Source organism: Rufibacter sp. JT20002, assembly GCF_056491185.1.
The window spans coordinates 718,802-736,852 of sequence record NZ_JBSZJY010000001.1; the positions used below are offsets into that span (position 1 = coordinate 718,802).

The following is an 18,051-nucleotide window of genomic DNA, read 5'->3' on the forward strand; positions in this document are numbered from 1 at the left end:
GCCCAATCGTCAGGATGAACAGCTCCTTTGGTACCCTAAAGGATAGCGCTCCCTTTTGCCGCTGTTTTCAGAAAACAAAACAAAAACCGTCTTAAAAGGATTTCCTTTAGGATAGAAGCAAGTACCTTTCACCGCATTTTAACTAAGGTCCTTTCCTTACGTTTTTACACCACGGGCGTAAGTAAAAGGCTTTCTAGTAAAACACCGCGTATGGCATTTTGGGATAATCTATTTGGCAAGAAAAAGAGACGCGAAGGGCAACCGCAGCTGTCGGTAAAGGAGCGGGTAAGTGCGCTTAAACATTTGCCGCCGTTCCTGAAAATGGTCTGGAAAACGAACCCGCGCATGGCCTTCATGAACGTAGTGCTGCGCCTGCTGCGGGCGGCCGTTCCGCTGGCCATGCTGTACGTGGGCCAGCTCATCATTGACGAAGTAGTACGCCTTACCCAGACCAACGACAAACTGCTGGGCTACCTGTTCACGCTCATCGCGGTTGAATTTGGGCTGGCGGTACTCTCTGACTTCCTGAACCGGGGCATTGCCTTGCTGGATGGCCTGTTAGGCGATTTGTTTGCGAACCAGTCCTCGGTGCGGCTCATGGAGCACGCCGCCGAGCTGGACCTGGACCAATTTGAGGATTCTGCTTTCTATGACAAACTAGAACGCGCCCGCCGCCAAACTCTGAGCCGAACCATTCTCATGAGCCAGGTCTTGGGCCAGATGCAGGACATTCTGACCATGATCTTCCTGGCCGCCGGTCTTATTGCCTTCTATCCGTGGCTGTTGCTGTTGCTGTTGGTGGCCGTATTGCCTGCTTTCCTGGGAGAGTCGCACTTCAACGAACGCAGCTACTCCCTGGTGCACGGCTGGACGCCTGAGCGCCGCGAACTAGATTACCTCCGCCAAACCGGCGCTAGCGATGACACCGCCAAAGAAGTCAAGATCTTCGGGCTGTCAGGCTTTCTGGTAGACCGTTTCCGTACACTTTCCAATCAGTTTTACAAAGACAACGAGAAACTGGCCATCCGGAGGGCCGGTTGGGGTAGCGTGTTTGCCGCCTTAGGCAGCGCCGGTTACTACGGAGCGTACGTGTACCTGCTCATGCAGACCGTGCAAGGACAGGTTTCTTTAGGACAATTGACGTTTCTCTCCGGCTCCTTCATGCGCTTGCGCGGATTGCTGGAGTCAGTGCTTAACCGGTTCACCAGCGTGGCCGAGGGTGCTTTGTACCTGCAAGATTTCTTTGATTTCTTTGAACTGCAACCCCGCATCCGGCGCATGGCTTCGGCCCCGGCTTTTCCGCGGCCTATCCAACACGGCTTCACCTTTGAAAACGTGGGCTTCCAGTACCGCAACTCCGAAAAATGGGCACTTCGTCACCTCAACTTCACCTTACATGCTGGTGAGAAACTGGCCTTAGTAGGCGAAAACGGCGCCGGCAAAACCACTATGGTGAAACTGCTTTCCCGCCTCTACGATCCTACCGAAGGACGGATTCTGCTGGACGGCATTGACCTACGCGAGTACGACCCCGCTGATTTGCGCCGGGAGATTGGCGTTATTTTCCAAGATTTCGTGCGGTTTCAGATGAGCGCGGGCACTAACATCGCCATCGGCCGGATTGAAGAAAAAGAGAACCGACCACGCATCCAGACTTCGGCGCAGCAAAGCCTGGCAGATACCGTCATCGCCAAACTCCCTGAGGGATATGACCAGATTATCGGCCGCCGGTTCAACAAGGGCGTGGATTTATCGGGTGGCGAGTGGCAGAAAATAGCCTTGGGAAGAGCGTACATGCGCGACGCCCAGCTCCTGATTTTGGATGAACCTACCGCTGCCCTTGACGCCCGCGCTGAGCACGAGGTCTTCCAACGCTTCGCGGAACTGACGCAGGGGAAAACTGCCGTGCTTATCTCCCACCGCTTCTCCACCGTCCGCATGGCCGACCGGATTTTGGTCATCGAGAACGGGCAATTTGTAGAAATGGGCTCCCACGAAGAACTCATCGCCAAAGGCACCCGCTACGCGGAGCTGTTTAGATTACAGGCCAAGGGATACTTGTAAAGAAGTTCTGAGTCTTGAGTTCTGAGTTGGAAAGTTTAGGAAAGTAAAGCTGGCTCACCCCATAGAAGGAGAAAACGTGGCATTTTCTTAAAAACGGCCCGAAAACAGTTAAGCTTCTACCCTCTTCGGAAACTTGCCAAGCACCACAAACAGGAACGCCAGGAAGCACAAGGCAGCGGCTCCCCAGAACACGTAAGGAATGGCCCCTATCTCGTTTCCATAAATCCAGCCAGAGGCAAAGGCACCGATGCCAATACCAGCTTCCAAAGCAATGTACACTGTGGCCATAGCGCGGCCGCGGCGCTCTGGGTGGCTCAAGTCGATGGCCCAGGCGTAGAGGGTGGGCGAGTTCATCCCGGTTCCGAAGCCGTACAACACGGCCGCTCCCAGGAACATGGCTTTGTTTTCGGCTAGTCCTAACGCCACCATGGACAACGCCATCAACAAGGTGGAGATACGCAGGATAAGCACCCGGCCGAAGCGGTCTGAAGCGCGGCCTGCCAGGAACCGCACGCCAATGGAAGAAACGGTATAGAAGGTAAAGAACAGTCCTTTGTTCTGGATGCCCAAATGCTCGCTGAAATCTGGCGTAACGGTGAGCACCGCGCCGTAGCAGAACAGCGTGAGCAACATCACAATGAAGGTGGGCATTACCCGCGGTTCAAAGATTTCATCCTTCTTGATGCGCAGCAAGCCCAGCTTAAATTTCTGCGGACTGGGTAGCGTTTCCTTCAGGTTCACCAAGACCAGAATAGACAACAAGGCCATGCCGGAGGAAGAATAAAAGAGCGCATTCAAAGAGAAATGCCGGCTGAACTCTCCGCCAATGGCTGGTCCGGCCGCCAAACCTAAACTTCCGGCCAAGCCGAAAATACCAATGGCGGCGCCTCTTCGCTCCAGCGGCACGATATCGGCAATATACGCTGCTTCGCCCGTGGGCGTAAAACCGGTGGAAAAGCCATGGATGAGCCGCAGCAGCAAAAACGCGAAAACGGTGGTGAGCAGCGGATACAGCAGGCTACACAAAATGCAGACCGCCACCCCAAAGTACATGACAGGCAAACGGCCCACGGTATCGGTGAGTTTGCCGCTGAAGGGGCGAGAGAGTCCGGCCGTAAGGGTAAACAACCCGATGATGTAGCCTTTGTAATCGGCGCCGCCCAGGTGGGTCAGGAAGTTGGGCAGCTCTGGGATGATCATGTTGAAACTGGCCGAAAAGAGAAACGAACTCAGGCACAGCATCCAGAAACGAAACGAGTAAGTAGTGGTAGCGGGGGCAGCGGTAATCATAATGGGCGCAAAGGTCTGCATTTTTAAGACAATCACTTCGTGTTTCTCCCCCATTTTCCCCAAAGCAGGACCAAAACAACATTTCATGTTTCTGCGGCCTAAAGGCTTTATCACAGACTCAGGACAGTTTTGTATCTTCCGTGCTCAAGTGCTCTTTATGAAAAAACACCTCAGAAACGCCGCTGCTTTAGTTCTATTGGCTGTCGCCTGCCGACAGCCCGCCCAGCAAAGTGCCACTAGTGGCATGAATAAATTCAGTGACGCGACCCTGCGCAAAATCTACACGCTCCAGGACGAACGCAAAACCCAGGACTTGCTTGCCTTCCTGAACCGCCCCGAAACCATGTACCGCCGCGAGGCTGCTTTGGCCTTCGGCTCGGTACAGGACAGCGTGGCAATCACGGCGCTAACGCCTTTGCTACAAGACCCGGAAGCGGAAGTAAGGAAAGCCACGGCGTATGCCTTGGGGCAGATTGGGAATGTGGCTGCGGAAAGTGCATTGATGGAAGCCTACCAGAAAGAACAACACGTACCTACCCGTGCCGAGATCCTAGAAGCCTGGGGCAAATGCGCCACGCAGAACGGACTGGACATGATCTCACGGTACACGGCCCAACCCGAGATGCAAGTCGCGCAAGCCTGGGCCATTTACCGGGCCGGACAACGCAAACTGAACTATGCGGGAGCCATCACCAAGGCTGCGGACCTTCTAAACTCAGGTCAGGAAGAGGCCCGTTTAGGCGCTGCCCATTTTCTAGGCCGCACTGCCAAAGTAGACCCAAGCCCAGCCAAAGCACAGGTCTTTAAAGTAGTGCAGCAAGACCCCAGTGCTAATGTACGCATGGCAGCGGCACTAGCTTTAGGCAAAATGACCGATACCGTGGGCATTGCCGCGGTTGTAAACAAAGTACTGAGCAAAGACGCTGATTACCGCGTGCGGATCAATGCGGTTCGTCCTTTGTACCAATTGCCCTACGCTGCCGTGCAAGCCGCCGCCTGGAACGCCTTGTCAGACAAACATCCACTGGTGGCCCTCAGCGCCGCCGAGTACCTGACCGCCAAAGCACCTGCCACAGAATCTGCAAGGTTGTTGGAAGCGGCCAACAAGCAGCAAGATTGGCGGGTACGGGCTACGTTGTTTGGCGCGGCGTTGGCCTCGGCTATTGCAGAGCAGAAAGGGGCCATGAGCCAGCAGATTCAGCAACGGTTTGCCGCCGCGAAGAACCCGTATGAAAAAGCAGCGCTGCTCACCGCCTTGAGCAAAGACCAGAGCCAGTTTTCCTTTATTGAGCAGCAGACGTTTAAAGCAGCCCATCCAGCCATCAGCACTTCGGGCATTGAAGCGTTGGTATCCATCAGAGGACAGAAAAACTTTGACACAAGGACAGCTTCTACCTTCAACCAGTTATTTCAACGGGCTATACAATCAGGTGATGTGGCCATGGTAGGCATTGCCGCCGGTGCCATCCGGAACCCTGACCTGAACATGAAGGATGCCTACGCCGACCGTTCTTTTCTGACTCAGGCTCGCGACAAACTCACCCTGCCCCGCGACATTGAAACCTACCTGGAACTGCAGAAAACGCTGGATTACCTGGAAGGCAAGACCTCCGCTCCAACTCCCGCTACTCCGTTCAGCCATCCTATCAACTGGGCCACTGTGAACAAGCTGCAGAAAAATCAGAAAGCTAGGTTAAAGACCTCTAAAGGCGAGATCACCTTTGAACTGCTGGTGGAAGACGCACCGGGCTCCGTGGCCAACTTTGTGGAGCTACTGGAGCAAAGCTTTTACAACGGCAAGAACTACCACCGCGTGGTGCCCAACTTCGTGGCCCAGGGCGGCTGTCCGCGCGGCGACGGCTGGGGCTCTACGGACTATGCCATCCGTTCTGAATTCGCAGACCTGAATTACCTGGAAGGTTACGTAGGCATGGCCTCGGCGGGCAAAGACACCGAGAGCTGCCAATGGTTCATCACCCACTCTCCCACCCCACACCTAGACGGCAAGTACACCATCTTCGCCCGCGTGGTGAAAGGAATGGACGTGGTGCATCAACTGAATATTGGGGATACCATTGAGAAGGTGGAGTTGGTGAAATAGAAGCAAGACACAAGTATTAGGTCGCAAGACTTCTTCACCTCTACTAATTCAAAATGGAAATCAATCTATTTGGCTTTATTAAATTCGGACAGAAAGTTCATATGGAACAACTCTACAAGAACGGAGTAATTTATATGAATCATTTAAGTGAGTTCGTGAAGATTGAGGATAACGAGTTAAGAGGCGATAAGCATGAAAGTCTTTCTGAAATCAAAAAGATAACTAACATTGAAATATCTCACAAGGGAAGAAAGATAGGTTATGCTGAGACGGGTAGACTCTCCCTATGGCATAATGAACTTAATGGGAATATTTATTCCATGTATGCCTTATACAAAACGCCTAGACCAGAAGAGATATTAATAGATAATAGGTGCAAAGATTTTGGGGATGCCTTTGTCATTATCACGAATGTTGAGGAATTTATTTCTAGGATTAAAAAAGAAGCGATCAATCAATCTGTTAAGGTAATATATGGCCCTGTTGATTATGTGAACACAAAGGAGTATTTAGGAAGTTGGTCTGTTTTCAAAAAGCCCTTAGAATATTCTTATCAACAGGAATTCCGCTTTTTCATACAGAACGACAACTCAAGCCCCTTTTGTCTCACTATTGGCTCTTTAGAAGATATCGCAATAATACTGAACAGTGATAGTCTAGATAAACTAACTTTTAGAAGAGGTTAAAAAGCACTACACCAACTATTTTTCACGTCTAATTATAAAACATAAAAAGCAGAAGCCTCTTCACTTGAAGAGGCTTCTGCTTTTTATGTTTTTACCCTTTTTCCCAAAAGTAGACTCTAAACCTTTACGCGGTTGGATGCAGCGGCACGTATACCACTTTTTTCGTTTCGAAGAACTCTTCCTGGAAATAACTGCTCAGATCAAACACCTCGTGTATCAATCCAGACTCAGCCAACTCTTCCGTCAAGTCGCCGCCTTTGAGGTAGTATAGTCCTTGGTTGGGCACTGATTCCTTTTTGTAGCTGAACTGAATCCACTGGTAAAAAGTAGCCAATCTTGCTACGGCACGGCTGACAATGAAGTCATATTTTTCATGTACCTGCTCAGCACGGGTGTGGGTTGCTTTCACGTTGTGCAGGCGCAGTTCCTGGGCAATCTCCTGCACCACATGAATCTTCTTGCCAATGGAATCTACCAAGTGAAACTTCACCTCAGGGAACAGAATGGCTAGGGGTAAACCTGGTAAGCCGCCGCCGGTTCCTACATCCATCACCGAGGTTCCCACCGGAAACTGCACCACTTTGGCAATACCCAGAGAATGCAACAGGTGGTTCACCATCAGATTATCCATGTCCTTTCGGGAAATCACGTTGATTTTGGAATTCCACTCCACATACAACTCGGCAAGGCGTGCAAACTGGTGCTGTTGCTCCTTGGTGAGTTCTGGGAAGTAGTGAACTAAGATATCGGTGGATGTTGGGTTCATAGGCTCAAAGATAAGGAAAGGAGTCCTGAGTTCTGAGTCTTGAGTCCTGAGTTAGAAATTGGCCTGTTCCCTTTTAGGTCTGTTATCTGGAAAAGAGGCTTAAAACTCAACTTGTCTCATAGTTCAAGTTTGAGCGAAGCGGTAACTTGGAGTAGCATTGACCGCCAGTTTGCAACTGGCGAAACACACTATTTGATTAGAACAAAAGCCAGTTACCAACTGGCACAAAGGCACCCGCAAGTTACCGCTGCGCTCAAACTTGCGGGATTTTTCTAGTTAGCAGCAACTTTTCCAAAACAGCTTTAAAACACAAAAAGCAGCCACATGGACTGCTTTTTGCTAACATTTCAATTTTAAAATCTTGGGCACGCTTGATCCTAGATCAGGTGCTTTTTGTTTTTCACCATGTCATACAGCAACTCGCGGGCGCGGTGCAGCTGGGCCTTTACGGTTCCAAGCGGGGCGCTGAGTTCGGTGGCAATCTCCTCGTAAGACAGCTCATCAAAGTAACGCAGGGTTACTAGGCGCTGGTACTTGTCGGGCAGCTTGCTCACGATGTACTGCATGATCTCAATCTTCTGGTTCTTGATGGCAGACTCCTGCGGGTTCAGGTTGTTGTCTTTGAAATCAATGGTGATCTCGTCGCCGTTATCGATCTTGATAGCCGAGTCAATGCTCATGGTCTTGATCTTGTTCTTCCGAATGAAGTCAATACAGTTGTTGGTGGCAATGCGGAACAGCCAGGTACTGAAGGCGTACTCCGGGTTGAATTTGTGCAGGTTGCGGAAGGCTTTTGCAAAAGCTTCAATGGTGAGGTCCTCCGCATCATCTGCGTTGCGCACCATCTTAAGAACCACGTGGTAAACCGGCTTTTTGTAGATCTGCATCAGCTCGGCGTAGGCCTTCTCATCTCCGTCTTCTACCGCTGACTGGATCAGTTTAAAATCGTGTTTCGCTTTCGCGGAGAATTGTTTATTTACTTCCATCTTACCTTTTTAGTCGTTAAAACAGAGATCCCGATCCCTATATAATTGAGGTAATACCCCAGTTCCAGAATCGGCAACAGCCACCAGGCCAAGGGTTCTCTCAGGCGGCGCGCTACTGGCAAATAAGTGCCGTAGAGACCGGCATACCTCACCCCAATAATGAGGCCAACCCATAACATCTGGTACTGTAACCCTAAAAGAACAAGTGATATTACATAAAATAGCCCATTTGACAAGACAAAAAGTCCGAGTCTGAACTGTTCCTTCTTTTGGTACTGCCGCCCTGCCGCCAAATGTCTCCGTTTTTGGCGCCACCAGTCGCGCCACCGGGTTTCCGGGGTGCTGTTTGTCTGGGCGCCTTGGTCAATGACAATCTGGACGGCAGAGTGTTTGGCAGCTTCCTGCACAAATAAATCATCGTCCCCTCCCAAGGACCTGATGTGGGAGGCAAAGCCTTTGTTACGTAAGAACGTTGATTTGGTATAAGCCAGATTCCTCCCCACTCCCATATATGCCTGGCCTCTCTTGGCAAACGACAGATACTGCATTGCCGTCAAGAAGGTTTCAAACCGGATCAAATGATTTAAGAATCCATATATCTGCATATACGGAGAAACGCCCAAAACGATGTCCTTTCCCCCTAAAAACCCGCTGGCCATTTGCTGCGCCCACTGGGTTGAGAGGGGCCGGCAATCGGCATCGGTGAGCAATAAGTGCTCATACTGAGCGGCTTTAATTCCCAGAAAAAGCGCATATTTTTTGGGGCTCATGAGGGCAGGCGTTTCTTTTATTTGCAGCAGGCGCACGTTGGGGTGTTCCAGGGCATATTCTTTCACTAGTACATGGGACCCGTCCCAGGAGCGATCGTCTATCACTATTATTTCTAACGGCGCCGGGTACTCTTGTTGTATCAAAAGCGGCAGTAATTCCTGCAGATTCTCTACTTCATTGTGGGCGGCTACCAAAATAGACAAAGGCGGCAACGCCGATGGGTTGATGTCCTGCTGCTCTTTATGGAAGGACAACGGCAGGAAATAATAGAGTCCATAAAATAGTTGCACCAGCACACAGGCAATCAGCAGGCAGAACAGAGCGGCAATAAGGTAAAATGTAAGATCCAAGGCGAAGAAAACTGAATCCAAAAATAGCACAAATTTCTGGGAGAGGCATACCTGCGGGGCGGCAGAACAAAAGGTTGTTTGTATCTTTGCTGTTTGGGGAAGCGCGGGTTCTTGATTGGCCTTTGCTTTCTTCTGTAAAGAAGGCTTCTCCAGCACTTTACCTATTGTCCATGACCTTTGATTTAGTAGCGCAAGATCCCGCTTCAAAAGCCCGTGCCGGTGTGTTGACCACCGCCCACGGCACCATACAAACCCCTATTTTCATGCCGGTGGGCACCGCCGGTACCGTAAAGGCCGTGCACCAGCGCGAGCTGAAAGAAGACGTAAAGGCCCAAATCATCCTAGGCAATACCTACCACCTGTACCTGCGCCCAGGCCTTAACGTGCTGGAGAAAGCAGGTGGTCTGCACAAATTCAACGGTTGGGATAGACCCATTCTCACCGATAGCGGCGGATACCAGGTGTTCTCCCTTTCAGGCACGCGCAAGATTATTGAAGATGGCGTGAAATTCCGCTCGCACATTGATGGGTCCAGCCATCTGTTCACTCCTGAGAACGTGATGGACACGCAGCGCACCATCGGCGCCGATATCATCATGGCTTTTGACGAGTGCACGCCTTATCCTTGTGACTACAACTACGCCCGTAACTCCTTGGAGCGCACGCACCGCTGGTTGCAGCGCTGCATTGACCGCTTTGACAGCACAGAAGGCAAGTACGGCTACGAGCAGACGTTGTTCCCTATCGTGCAAGGCAGCACCTACAAAGATTTGCGCATCCAGTCAGCGGAGACCATCGCGTCTAAAAACCGCCCCGGAAACGCCATTGGTGGCTTGTCGGTGGGTGAGCCCGCCGAGATGATGTACGAGATGACCGAGCTGGTCTGCGACATACTGCCCGCTGATAAACCGCGTTACCTCATGGGCGTGGGCACACCGGCCAATATTCTGGAGAACATTGCTTTGGGCGTTGATATGTTTGACTGCGTGCTACCAACCCGCAATGCAAGAAACGGGATGCTGTTCACCACGCAAGGTATCATCAACATCAGGAACGAACGCTGGAAAGAGGACTTCTCTCCTATTGATGCGGAACTGGGCGGCTACGTGAGCACGTTTTACTCTAAGGCGTACCTGCGTCACTTGATGCACGCCACCGAGATGCTGGGTGCCCAGATTGCCAGCGTGCACAACCTTACCTTTTACCTGTGGTTAGTGGGTCAGGCACGCGAGCAGATTCTGGCTGGAACGTTCCGGACCTGGAAAGACCAGATGGTGAAAAAGTTAATGACACGGTTATAAAACCAGAAAGTAGAAATTATGAATTAGAAATCAGGGATGCTAGCCTTTGGGTTGTCACTAACACTTTAGGCCATTCCTACTTTCTAATTTTGAATTCATAATTGAATAAGTGTGAAACTGAAACTCTTAGATAATTACATCCTCAAGAAGTTCCTGACCACGTTCGTGTTCGTGGTAATCATCCTGATTGCGGTGATCTGCGTGATTGACTTCGTGGAGAAGAATGATGACTTCATTCAGCACAATCTCTCCGTGAAGATCATTCTGGTAGATTACTACATGAACATGATTCCGCACTACATCAACATGTTGAGCCCCATAACGGTGTTTATTGCAACCGTGTTTGTGACGGCCAAGCTGGCGTCGCACACCGAGATTGTGGCCATTCTGAGCAGCGGGGTTTCGTTTAAGCGGATGCTAGTGCCCTACATCATCGGGTCAGTCATTATCGGGATTTTCATTTTCTTTTTCGCGTCGTACGTGATTCCTACGGCTAATAAAACGCGGGTGGCTTTTGAAATCAAGTACGTGAAGAACCCCTACACCTTTGAAGGCCGAAACGTGCACTTCCGCATCGGTCCAGACTCTTATGCGTACCTGGAAAGCTATAACAACCACGCCAACGTGGGCTACAAGTTCACCCTGGAAACCATCCGGAAGCAGGAGCTCATCAGAAAACTTTCCTCAGAATCTATCCGCTGGGACAGCACCAAACAGAAGTGGCACATGGATGCCTACACCCTGCGCACCTTCAACGGCGACAAGGAAACTGTGGTACAAGGTGGTGCTATTGACACCACGCTCAACCTGCTGCCCAAAGACTTTGCCAGCACCTACCGCCTCAAAGAGACCCTCACCAACGCCGAACTGAACAAGCTCATAGACGAAAAAATCCTGCGTGGCGCTACCGACGTGGAGATGTACATGACGGAGAAGTACGAGCGGATGAGCTATCCGTTCGCTATCACCGTACTCACCATCATTGGGGTTATCCTGAGCTCCCGGAAGGTACGCGGCGGGGTTGGTTTGCAGATAGCCCTGGGCTTTGTGCTCGCGTTTATCTTCATCATTTTCGTGATGATGAGCCGAAGTTTGGCCTCCGTGGGCGGTATTCCGCCGCAATTAGCGGCGTTCGTGCCGCTGGCGGTGTTTACAGTCATCGGCATCGTGCTCTACCGAACTGTTCCCCGATAATCTGATGTTCTTACGGCTTCTGGTACCGTCTTTATAGGCTGTGCCAGAAGCTTTTCTATTTAAGGGCTGTTTTCTCGAAAACTGGCTCAAAACCTATCATTTTTAATTTTTACTTCCTTTGCAAACCCCTCGGCTCAAAGATTTCTTGGAACTTCACTTCATCATTATACTTTGGGGTTTTACGGCCATTTTAGGAAAATTCATTTCTATTCCGGCAGTGGAACTGGTGTTTTACCGGACTATTCTGGCAGCAGTGGCTTTGGCAGTGGTCATCAAACTCCGGAAAGAATCGTTCAGGATAGGTCGGCGAAACATTGCCAAAATCCTGAGTGTGGGGTTCCTGATTGCCGCGCACTGGATTCTGTTTTTCGCCTCAGCACGGGTCTCTTCGGTGTCTATCTGTTTGGCGGGTATGGCAACGGCCAGCCTCTGGACGTCTATTTTAGAGCCGATTTTCACAAACAAGAAGATAAAACCCCATGAGGTGGCGCTGGCATTGCTCATTATTGTTGGGCTATACGTCATCTTCCGGTTCGAATTTGACCATGCGGTGGGAATTGCCATGGCCGTGGGATCGGCGTTTCTAGCCTCCTGCTTTACCATCATCAACAGCAAACTCACCAAGCAGCACGCCGCCACTACCATCACCTGCTACGAGATGGCCGGCGCTTGGGTAGCCACCTGCCTGTTCCTTCCCTTCTATCGTGAGTGGATGACCGATACCGGTGAATTACAGTTAACCTTGACGGGACTGGATGTGTTCAGCATTGGTATGTTAGGCCTGGTTTGCACGGTGTACGCGTACACGGCGGCCGTACGGCTCATGCAGAAATTCAGCGCCTACACCATGAACCTGACCGTGAACCTGGAGCCCGTATATGGCATCCTGTTGGCCTGGTTTATCTTCAAAGAAGGCGAAAAAATGTCTGCGGGCTTTTATTATGGAGCCGCGATCATCCTGTTCAGCGTGTTTCTGCACCCTATCTTGGAAAGTGTCCTGAACCGGCGACAGCGAAAATTAAAGGACGCCCTGCCAAACTGAGTACTCCTGGGGGAAAGGCAAAGGACCAGCAGGTGGCGTCCTAAACAAACCGTACATGGTAGACCCTGAGCCCGACATAGACGCGTACACAGCACCCATCTGGTATAATTGTGTTTTCAGGTCTGCCAGTATTTGGTATTTAGGGAACAGGCTTACCTCAAAATCATTCACCACCGCTTCTTTCCAGCTGGAGACATCCTGGGCGAGCAATGTTTTAAGGTCCTTTTCTGGAAAACGGGGCGAAACCCCGGCATAGGCTTCGGCGGTACTGATGGCCAAGTTTGGGTACACCAGCAACAGGTGCCACCCGGTTAAATTAGGTGAAATAGGCTCAAACACATCACCTTTCTTTACCGCCAGCACAGGTCTGTTTCTGATGAAGAACGCGCAATCGCTGCCTAATTGGCGGGCGTAATTTTCCAGTGCCTCCTCAGTCAAATCTAGCCCGAATTGCTGGTTCAAAATCTTGAGCGTAAAGGCCGCATCGGCGGAGCCGCCGCCTAAGCCCGCTCCCATAGGAATCACCTTATGCAGGTGCATTTGTATAGAGGGCAGGTCAAAGTCCCGGCGAAGCAGTTCGTATGCTTTCCAGCAGAGGTTGGCGGTGGGGTCGCCGGGCACCGGAAGGCCCGAGAGCGTGAAGGCAGATTCTGTGTCTGAGGGCAGAATTTCCAAAGCATCGGTCCAGCCTACGGGGTAAAAGCAGGAGACAAGGTTATGGAACCCATCGGGGCGTTTTTCTACCAGTTGCAGACCAAGGTTTATCTTCGCGTTCGGGAATTGAATCATAGGCGCAAATTAATAGAATATGCCCAGAGAATCGTACTTTCGTTTCAGCACTGGTTTTCCAAAATCAGAAGTAAAACAGGATTCTGTCAACCGTATTCTTTCTACCGGTTCCACTTTATGTCTTATTTGCCCCACGGGAAACGCCTCTTAGATCTTTTGTTGGCCGGCACTGCCTTGCTGCTGCTTTGGCCGGTGATGGTGCTGGTGGCGGTGGTGCTGTGGCTGGGCTTTGACGGGCACGTTCTCTTCCGGCAACAGCGGCCGGGTTTGCACGGAAAGCCGTTTCCGTTTTACAAGTTCGTGACTATGACGCAGGCGCGGGATAAGCACGGAAACCTTTTGCCTGATGCTCAACGCCTGACACCTCTGGGTAAATTCATCAGGAAAACCTCCTTAGACGAACTACCTCAGTTGCTGAATGTGTTACGAGGTCAGATGAGCATCATAGGTCCGCGTCCGCTGCTGATGGAGTACCTTCCGCTGTACTCGCCGGAGCAGGCGCGGCGGCACGAGGTAAAGCCCGGCATCACGGGTTGGGCGCAGGTCAATGGTCGCAATCTGTTGCGCTGGGAAGAGAAATTCAGGTATGACCTCTGGTACGTAGAGCATCTTTCTCTGCGGGTAGATGCGCTCATTTTGTGGCGCACCTTGAAGCACTTAGTAAAGCCTGAAGGCATCTCGGCCCCGGGCACAGCCACCATGGAGCGCTTCACCGGCTCCACCAACTCATCTTCCTCATGAATACTGGAAAACAGAAAATTGCGATTGTGGGTGCCGGCGGATTAGGCAGGGAAATCCTCATGCTGCTCCACCAGATAAACCACGTAACTCCCAAGTGGGAAATGATTGGGTTCTATGACGATGCTCCTCCGGCCACCCCTACCATCTGCGGCTGCCCTTACCTGGGCACGGTAGACGACCTAAACGATTGCAACCACCCGCTGAACGTGGTCATTGCCATCGGCAACTGCGCTGCCAAAACCGACGTGGCCGACCGGCTGATCAACCCCATGCTGCAGTTTCCGGTGCTCATCCATCCTTCGGTACAAATCCTGCCCGAGCAGAAAATCCACCTGAACGAGGGCGCCATCATCTGCCAGAACTGCATTCTCACCAACAACGTCACGTTGGGTCGGCATGTATTGCTGAACTTGGCCTGCACCATTGGCCACGACACGGTACTGGGAGACTTCTGCTCTCTTATGCCCCAGGTAGCGGTGAGCGGCGGTGTGAAATTAGGCATGGGCGTTTACGGCGGCACCAATAGTTGCATCCTGCAGAACCTGGAGGTAGGCGCCTTCACCGTCATTGGGGCGGGGGCTGTGGTCACCAAAGAACTACCCTGCTACTGCACCGCCGTGGGGGTACCGGCCCAGATCATCAAACAAACAGCATGAGTCAACCTTTGGATTTCATTTACCTTTCGCCCCCGCACATGGGCGGCACCGAACAACAATACATTCAACAGGCTTTTGATCAGAATTGGATTACCACGGCCGGGGCTAACGTTAATGGCTTTGAACGGGAACTAGCCACGTATACCGGGGTTTCTGCGGCAGCGGCTTTAGTTTCCGGAACTGCCGCTTTGCACTTGGCTTTGCTAGCTCTAGGCGTTGGCTCAGGCGATGAGGTTTTTTGTTCCACTTTCACGTTTGTCGCCAGCACCAACCCCATCCGGTACGTGGGCGCCACACCCGTTTTAATAGAAAGCGAACCTACTACCTGGAACCTCTGCCCTTCGGCTTTGGAGGATGCCCTAAAAGACCGTCAGAAGAAAGGAAAGTTACCTAAGGCGCTGGTGTTGGTGCACCTGTACGGTATGCCTTCGCGCATGCAGGAAATTCAGGAACTCACCTCTCAGTACGGGGTTCCTATTATTGAAGACGCCGCCGAAGCATTGGGTTCAAAATATCACGGGCAGTTTTTAGGCACTTTCGGGAAAGCGGGCGTTTTTTCGTTTAATGGCAATAAGATCATCACCACCTCGGGTGGCGGGGCATTGGTGTCTGATGATGCTGAAATGGTAGAGCAGGCCCGCTGGCTGGCTATGCAAGCCAAAGATAACCTGCCGTATTACCATCACACAGCTATGGGCTATAACTACCGCATGAGTAATGTCTCAGCGGGCATTGGCCGGGGGCAATTGGAAGTGCTGGAAGAGCGAATTCAGCAGAAAAGAAAGGTATTTGCTACCTACCGGCAGCTCTTGCAGGATGTGGAGGAATTGGAATGGCATTTAGAGCCGGAAGGATTCTACTCTAACCGTTGGCTCAGTTGTTTCACCATCAAGCAAAATAGCTCCATCACTCCAGAAGCGCTCCGTCTCCAGTTGCTAGCCGAGAACATTGAAAGCCGTCCACTATGGTATCCTATGCACTTGCAGCCTTTGTACCGCGATTGTGACTATTTTGGTGCCCATGTGAGCAATGACCTTTTTGCCCGGGGGCTATGCCTTCCTTCTGGCTCCAATTTATCCTATGCAGATCAGGAGCGGGTGGCAGCAGTGGTAAGGAAAGTGTTTAAAGCCTGATTTTAGGAAATAGGCTTAGAAACAAACCTTTTAGCTCATCATTGGGCAAGCACAGGTGATTGGCCCAAATAGGGGCTGCTTTGTCCAAAACAGCCGTAAAACAGAAAATCCTGCCCTGCCAGGGGCAGAACAGGATTTTCAAATACTTCAGAAAGCCAAAGACTATTTCTTGCCTTTTTTCTCCTCGGTTTGAGCGCTTTTCAGAGCTCTTGGGATGGTTACCGTAGCCACTGGGGAAAGTGGGTTCGTCAAGATAGTGTAGTCCGCAGGAGCGATCTTATTCACTTTGATTGACTTACCTAACTCCAGGTCAGAGATGTCCACCGCGATTGAATCTGGCAGGTTAGCTGGAAGAGCCTTCACGCGCAGTTTACGCAGTTTGGTAACCAGTTTACCACCGGCCATTACACCTGGTGAAGTACCCACGAAACGTACTGGAACATCAACTTTCACTTCTTTCTCGTCTTGCAATAAAAGGAAGTCCACGTGAAGCAACATTTCGTTTACTGGGTGGAACTGCAGGTCTTGCATGATGGCTTTGTAGTGTGTGCCTTCAATGTTCAAGTCTACTTGGTAAACATCTGGTGAGTAAACCAAGTCACGGAACAAGATAGCTGGAGAAGAGAAGTGAACTTGCTCTGCACCGCCGTACAACACACATGGAACTTGAGCTTCCTCACGAAGCGCTTTGGCTTCGGATTTACCGAGATTTGCTCTTTTAAACCCTATAATCTCTAAGCTTTGCATAAAAAATGAATATAAATAAAAATAAAAAAACTACTCTGTGATTCAGGCTCTCTTAGATAAACAGAGAAGAGATTGAATCGTGGGTCACTACGTTGCTGATGGCCCGGGCAAACAGATCAGAGAACGTAAGTACTTTGATCTTGGAGCTTTGGCGGCGTAGCGGAATGGTGTCTGAAATCACCAGCTCCTCTAGCACGGAGTTTTCAATGCGGTCAATGGCCGGACCAGACAATACCCCGTGGGTAGCAATGGCCCGTACGCTTTTCGCGCCTTTGTCACGCAACAACTCCGCCGCTTTGGTAATGGTTCCGGCAGTGTCTACCAAGTCATCCACCAACACCACGTCCATGCCATCCACATCACCAATCACCTGCATAGAGGCAATCTCATTGGCGCGTTTCCGGTGCTTGTCACAGACTACCATCTCTACCCCAAATACCTTTGCAAAGCTTCTGGTTCTTACCACCCCTCCCACATCTGGCGAGGCGAAGATCAGGTCCTGACCTAAGTCAAGGCTGCGCAGGTACGGCACAAAAATGGCCGAACCATCTAGGTGATCTACCGGAATGTCAAAGAAGCCTTGGATCTGACCGGCGTGTAAATCGCAGGTCATTAAGCGGTCAGCGCCTACGCACTGAATGGCGTTGGCCATCACTTTGGCTCCGATGGAAACCCGTGGCTTGTCTTTGCGGTCCTGGCGGGCATAGCCGTAATAAGGCATTACCACAATCACTTTGTGCGCCGAAGCTCTCTTGGCGGCATCCACCAGCAACATCAACTCAAATAAGTTATCTGCCGGCGGAAACGTAGATTGAATCAAAAATACTTCACAACCCCGCACAGACTCATTGAAGTGAACCGAAGTTTCTCCGTCTGAGAAATGTTGTACCGTCAGGTCGCCGAGGGGTAAGCCGTAGGCATCCGCGACTTTTTCAGCAAAGTATCTTGAGGCGGTGCCGGAGAAAATCTTAACCGTAGGATTCATGGGGAGAAGAGGTTGCCGAATGAAGTCGCAAAATTACTTTTAATTTTGGTAGGCTCAAACCAAGTTGCCAAAAATAAAAAGTACTTTTTCAGGAACGTACCAGTACATGTACTAATTCAGCCCCCCGATCCAGAAAACTGCCCCTAAACGGAGATTACTCTCCTTTTCCCAATTGCTCCCAGACTGCTTTAGGCGACGGGTCTTCATTAGCAGACAAACATGCTTAAGACAAGTAAAAAGAAAAAGCCCCTGTCTCTTTGCAGAAACAGGGGCTTTCAGGTTGTCCGACCAGGTTTCGAACCTGGACTCTTCTGAACCAAAATCAGACGTGTTGCCAGTTACACCATCGGACAATTTCCGCTGACAACCTGTTGTTGTCGTTTGGTGTTGCAAAGGTAGAAAAGAATTTATTCAGCGCAATACACCAAGCGAAAAATTTTTCAAAAATT

General features: G+C 50.9%; 16 protein-coding genes and 1 tRNA gene. 9 read left to right on the forward strand and 8 right to left on the reverse strand.

What is annotated here, in order from left to right:
* The first annotated feature begins 210 nt into the window (after nt 1–210).
* A complete protein-coding gene (locus ACW9SV_RS02880; RefSeq protein WP_479555232.1) occupies nt 211–2,064 on the forward strand; it encodes an ABC transporter ATP-binding protein in 1,854 nt (617 codons plus the stop codon).
* Between the two features lie 108 nt (nt 2,065–2,172).
* Here the strand turns inward: ACW9SV_RS02880 and ACW9SV_RS02885 are convergent, their stop codons facing one another.
* A complete protein-coding gene (locus ACW9SV_RS02885) occupies nt 2,173–3,441 on the reverse strand; it encodes an MFS transporter (protein ID WP_479555233.1) in 1,269 nt (422 codons plus the stop codon).
* Between the two features lie 70 nt (nt 3,442–3,511).
* Here ACW9SV_RS02885 and ACW9SV_RS02890 point away from each other — a divergent pair, with 70 nt between their 5' ends.
* Together ACW9SV_RS02890 and ACW9SV_RS02895 are read left to right on the forward strand one after the other, a co-directional pair.
* Nucleotides 3,512–5,455 (forward strand): peptidylprolyl isomerase, encoded by a 1,944-nt coding sequence (locus ACW9SV_RS02890; RefSeq protein WP_479555234.1) that lies wholly within the window; start codon nt 3,512–3,514, stop codon nt 5,453–5,455.
* A 101-nt stretch (nt 5,456–5,556) separates the two neighbouring features.
* Nucleotides 5,557–6,141, forward strand: a complete 585-nt coding sequence (locus tag ACW9SV_RS02895; protein WP_479555235.1) for a hypothetical protein — start codon at nt 5,557–5,559, stop codon at nt 6,139–6,141.
* 124 nt (nt 6,142–6,265) lie between these two features.
* On the opposite strand, the gene rsmG is transcribed toward ACW9SV_RS02895, so the two are convergent.
* The 3 genes from rsmG to ACW9SV_RS02910 all read right to left on the reverse strand — a co-directional run bounded on the left by rsmG (nt 6,266) and on the right by ACW9SV_RS02910 (nt 9,014).
* Nucleotides 6,266–6,907, reverse strand: coding sequence for a 16S rRNA (guanine(527)-N(7))-methyltransferase RsmG (gene rsmG / locus ACW9SV_RS02900; protein WP_479555236.1), 642 nt, complete (start codon nt 6,905–6,907; stop codon nt 6,266–6,268).
* 377 nt (nt 6,908–7,284) lie between these two features.
* Nucleotides 7,285–7,893, reverse strand: coding sequence for an RNA polymerase sigma factor (locus tag ACW9SV_RS02905; RefSeq protein WP_062542709.1), 609 nt, complete (start codon nt 7,891–7,893; stop codon nt 7,285–7,287).
* Nucleotides 7,884–9,014: a glycosyltransferase gene (locus ACW9SV_RS02910; RefSeq protein WP_479555237.1), complete on the reverse strand. Its 1,131-nt coding sequence runs from the start codon at nt 9,012–9,014 to the stop codon at nt 7,884–7,886. The genes ACW9SV_RS02905 and ACW9SV_RS02910 overlap by 10 nt, the downstream gene beginning before the upstream one ends.
* 170 nt (nt 9,015–9,184) lie before the next feature.
* Between ACW9SV_RS02910 and tgt the strand changes: the two genes are divergently transcribed.
* The 3 genes from tgt (at nt 9,185) to ACW9SV_RS02925 (ending at nt 12,551) form a co-directional block, all read left to right on the forward strand.
* Nucleotides 9,185–10,315 (forward strand): tRNA guanosine(34) transglycosylase Tgt, encoded by a 1,131-nt coding sequence (gene tgt, locus ACW9SV_RS02915; RefSeq protein ID WP_479555238.1) that lies wholly within the window; start codon nt 9,185–9,187, stop codon nt 10,313–10,315.
* Nucleotides 10,316–10,432: 117 nt separating this feature from the next.
* The gene (locus ACW9SV_RS02920; RefSeq protein ID WP_479556506.1) at nt 10,433–11,509 is read left to right on the forward strand and encodes an LptF/LptG family permease; all 1,077 of its coding nucleotides are present in this window, start codon (nt 10,433–10,435) and stop codon (nt 11,507–11,509) included.
* Nucleotides 11,510–11,654: 145 nt separating this feature from the next.
* The gene (locus ACW9SV_RS02925; RefSeq protein WP_479555239.1) at nt 11,655–12,551 is read left to right on the forward strand and encodes a DMT family transporter; all 897 of its coding nucleotides are present in this window, start codon (nt 11,655–11,657) and stop codon (nt 12,549–12,551) included.
* On the opposite strand, the gene ispE is transcribed toward ACW9SV_RS02925, so the two are convergent.
* Nucleotides 12,528–13,340, reverse strand: a complete 813-nt coding sequence (ispE, locus tag ACW9SV_RS02930) for a 4-(cytidine 5'-diphospho)-2-C-methyl-D-erythritol kinase (protein ID WP_479555240.1) — start codon at nt 13,338–13,340, stop codon at nt 12,528–12,530. The two genes, ACW9SV_RS02925 and ispE, sit on opposite strands and share 24 nt — an antisense overlap.
* 117 nt (nt 13,341–13,457) lie before the next feature.
* Here ispE and ACW9SV_RS02935 point away from each other — a divergent pair, with 117 nt between their 5' ends.
* Genes ACW9SV_RS02935 through ACW9SV_RS02945 form a run of 3 tightly spaced genes read left to right on the forward strand, consistent with a single transcriptional unit; the run spans nt 13,458 to nt 15,870 of the window.
* Nucleotides 13,458–14,081, forward strand: a complete 624-nt coding sequence (locus tag ACW9SV_RS02935; RefSeq protein WP_479555241.1) for a sugar transferase — start codon at nt 13,458–13,460, stop codon at nt 14,079–14,081.
* Complete coding sequence (locus ACW9SV_RS02940) at nt 14,078–14,737, forward strand: acetyltransferase (protein ID WP_479555242.1); 660 nt, start codon at nt 14,078–14,080, stop codon at nt 14,735–14,737. Before ACW9SV_RS02935 ends, ACW9SV_RS02940 begins: the two co-directional genes overlap by 4 nt.
* Complete coding sequence (locus tag ACW9SV_RS02945) at nt 14,734–15,870, forward strand: DegT/DnrJ/EryC1/StrS family aminotransferase (protein ID WP_479555243.1); 1,137 nt, start codon at nt 14,734–14,736, stop codon at nt 15,868–15,870. Before ACW9SV_RS02940 ends, ACW9SV_RS02945 begins: the two co-directional genes overlap by 4 nt.
* Nucleotides 15,871–16,032: 162 nt before the next feature.
* On the opposite strand, the gene ACW9SV_RS02950 is transcribed toward ACW9SV_RS02945, so the two are convergent.
* The 3 genes from ACW9SV_RS02950 to ACW9SV_RS02960 form a co-directional block, all read right to left on the reverse strand.
* On the reverse strand, nt 16,033–16,617 hold the full coding sequence (locus ACW9SV_RS02950) for a 50S ribosomal protein L25/general stress protein Ctc (RefSeq protein ID WP_479555244.1): 585 nt from the start codon (nt 16,615–16,617) through the stop codon (nt 16,033–16,035).
* Nucleotides 16,618–16,669: 52 nt separating this feature from the next.
* Entirely contained in the window at nt 16,670–17,602 is a 933-nt protein-coding gene (locus ACW9SV_RS02955) for a ribose-phosphate pyrophosphokinase (RefSeq protein ID WP_479555245.1), read from the reverse strand.
* A 280-nt stretch (nt 17,603–17,882) separates the two neighbouring features.
* Nucleotides 17,883–17,955, reverse strand: a tRNA-Gln gene (locus tag ACW9SV_RS02960).
* Nucleotides 17,956–18,051: the final 96 nt, after the last annotated feature.

What these genes read in the sequence shown, in the direction of transcription:
- ACW9SV_RS02905 (WP_062542709.1), bottom strand. Translation starts at nt 7,893, where the DNA reads ATGGAAGTAAATAAACAATTCTCCGCGAAAGCGAAACACGATTTTAAA.
- ACW9SV_RS02945 (WP_479555243.1), top strand. Translation starts at nt 14,734, where the DNA reads ATGAGTCAACCTTTGGATTTCATTTACCTTTCGCCCCCGCACATGGGC.
- ispE (WP_479555240.1), bottom strand. Translation starts at nt 13,340, where the DNA reads ATGATTCAATTCCCGAACGCGAAGATAAACCTTGGTCTGCAACTGGTA.
- tgt (WP_479555238.1), top strand. Translation starts at nt 9,185, where the DNA reads ATGACCTTTGATTTAGTAGCGCAAGATCCCGCTTCAAAAGCCCGTGCC.
- ACW9SV_RS02950 (WP_479555244.1), bottom strand. Translation starts at nt 16,617, where the DNA reads ATGCAAAGCTTAGAGATTATAGGGTTTAAAAGAGCAAATCTCGGTAAA.
- ACW9SV_RS02940 (WP_479555242.1), top strand. Translation starts at nt 14,078, where the DNA reads ATGAATACTGGAAAACAGAAAATTGCGATTGTGGGTGCCGGCGGATTA.
- ACW9SV_RS02890 (WP_479555234.1), top strand. Translation starts at nt 3,512, where the DNA reads ATGAAAAAACACCTCAGAAACGCCGCTGCTTTAGTTCTATTGGCTGTC.
- ACW9SV_RS02895 (WP_479555235.1), top strand. Translation starts at nt 5,557, where the DNA reads ATGGAACAACTCTACAAGAACGGAGTAATTTATATGAATCATTTAAGT.
- rsmG (WP_479555236.1), bottom strand. Translation starts at nt 6,907, where the DNA reads ATGAACCCAACATCCACCGATATCTTAGTTCACTACTTCCCAGAACTC.
- ACW9SV_RS02955 (WP_479555245.1), bottom strand. Translation starts at nt 17,602, where the DNA reads ATGAATCCTACGGTTAAGATTTTCTCCGGCACCGCCTCAAGATACTTT.
- ACW9SV_RS02880 (WP_479555232.1), top strand. Translation starts at nt 211, where the DNA reads ATGGCATTTTGGGATAATCTATTTGGCAAGAAAAAGAGACGCGAAGGG.
- ACW9SV_RS02885 (WP_479555233.1), bottom strand. Translation starts at nt 3,441, where the DNA reads ATGAAATGTTGTTTTGGTCCTGCTTTGGGGAAAATGGGGGAGAAACAC.
- ACW9SV_RS02935 (WP_479555241.1), top strand. Translation starts at nt 13,458, where the DNA reads ATGTCTTATTTGCCCCACGGGAAACGCCTCTTAGATCTTTTGTTGGCC.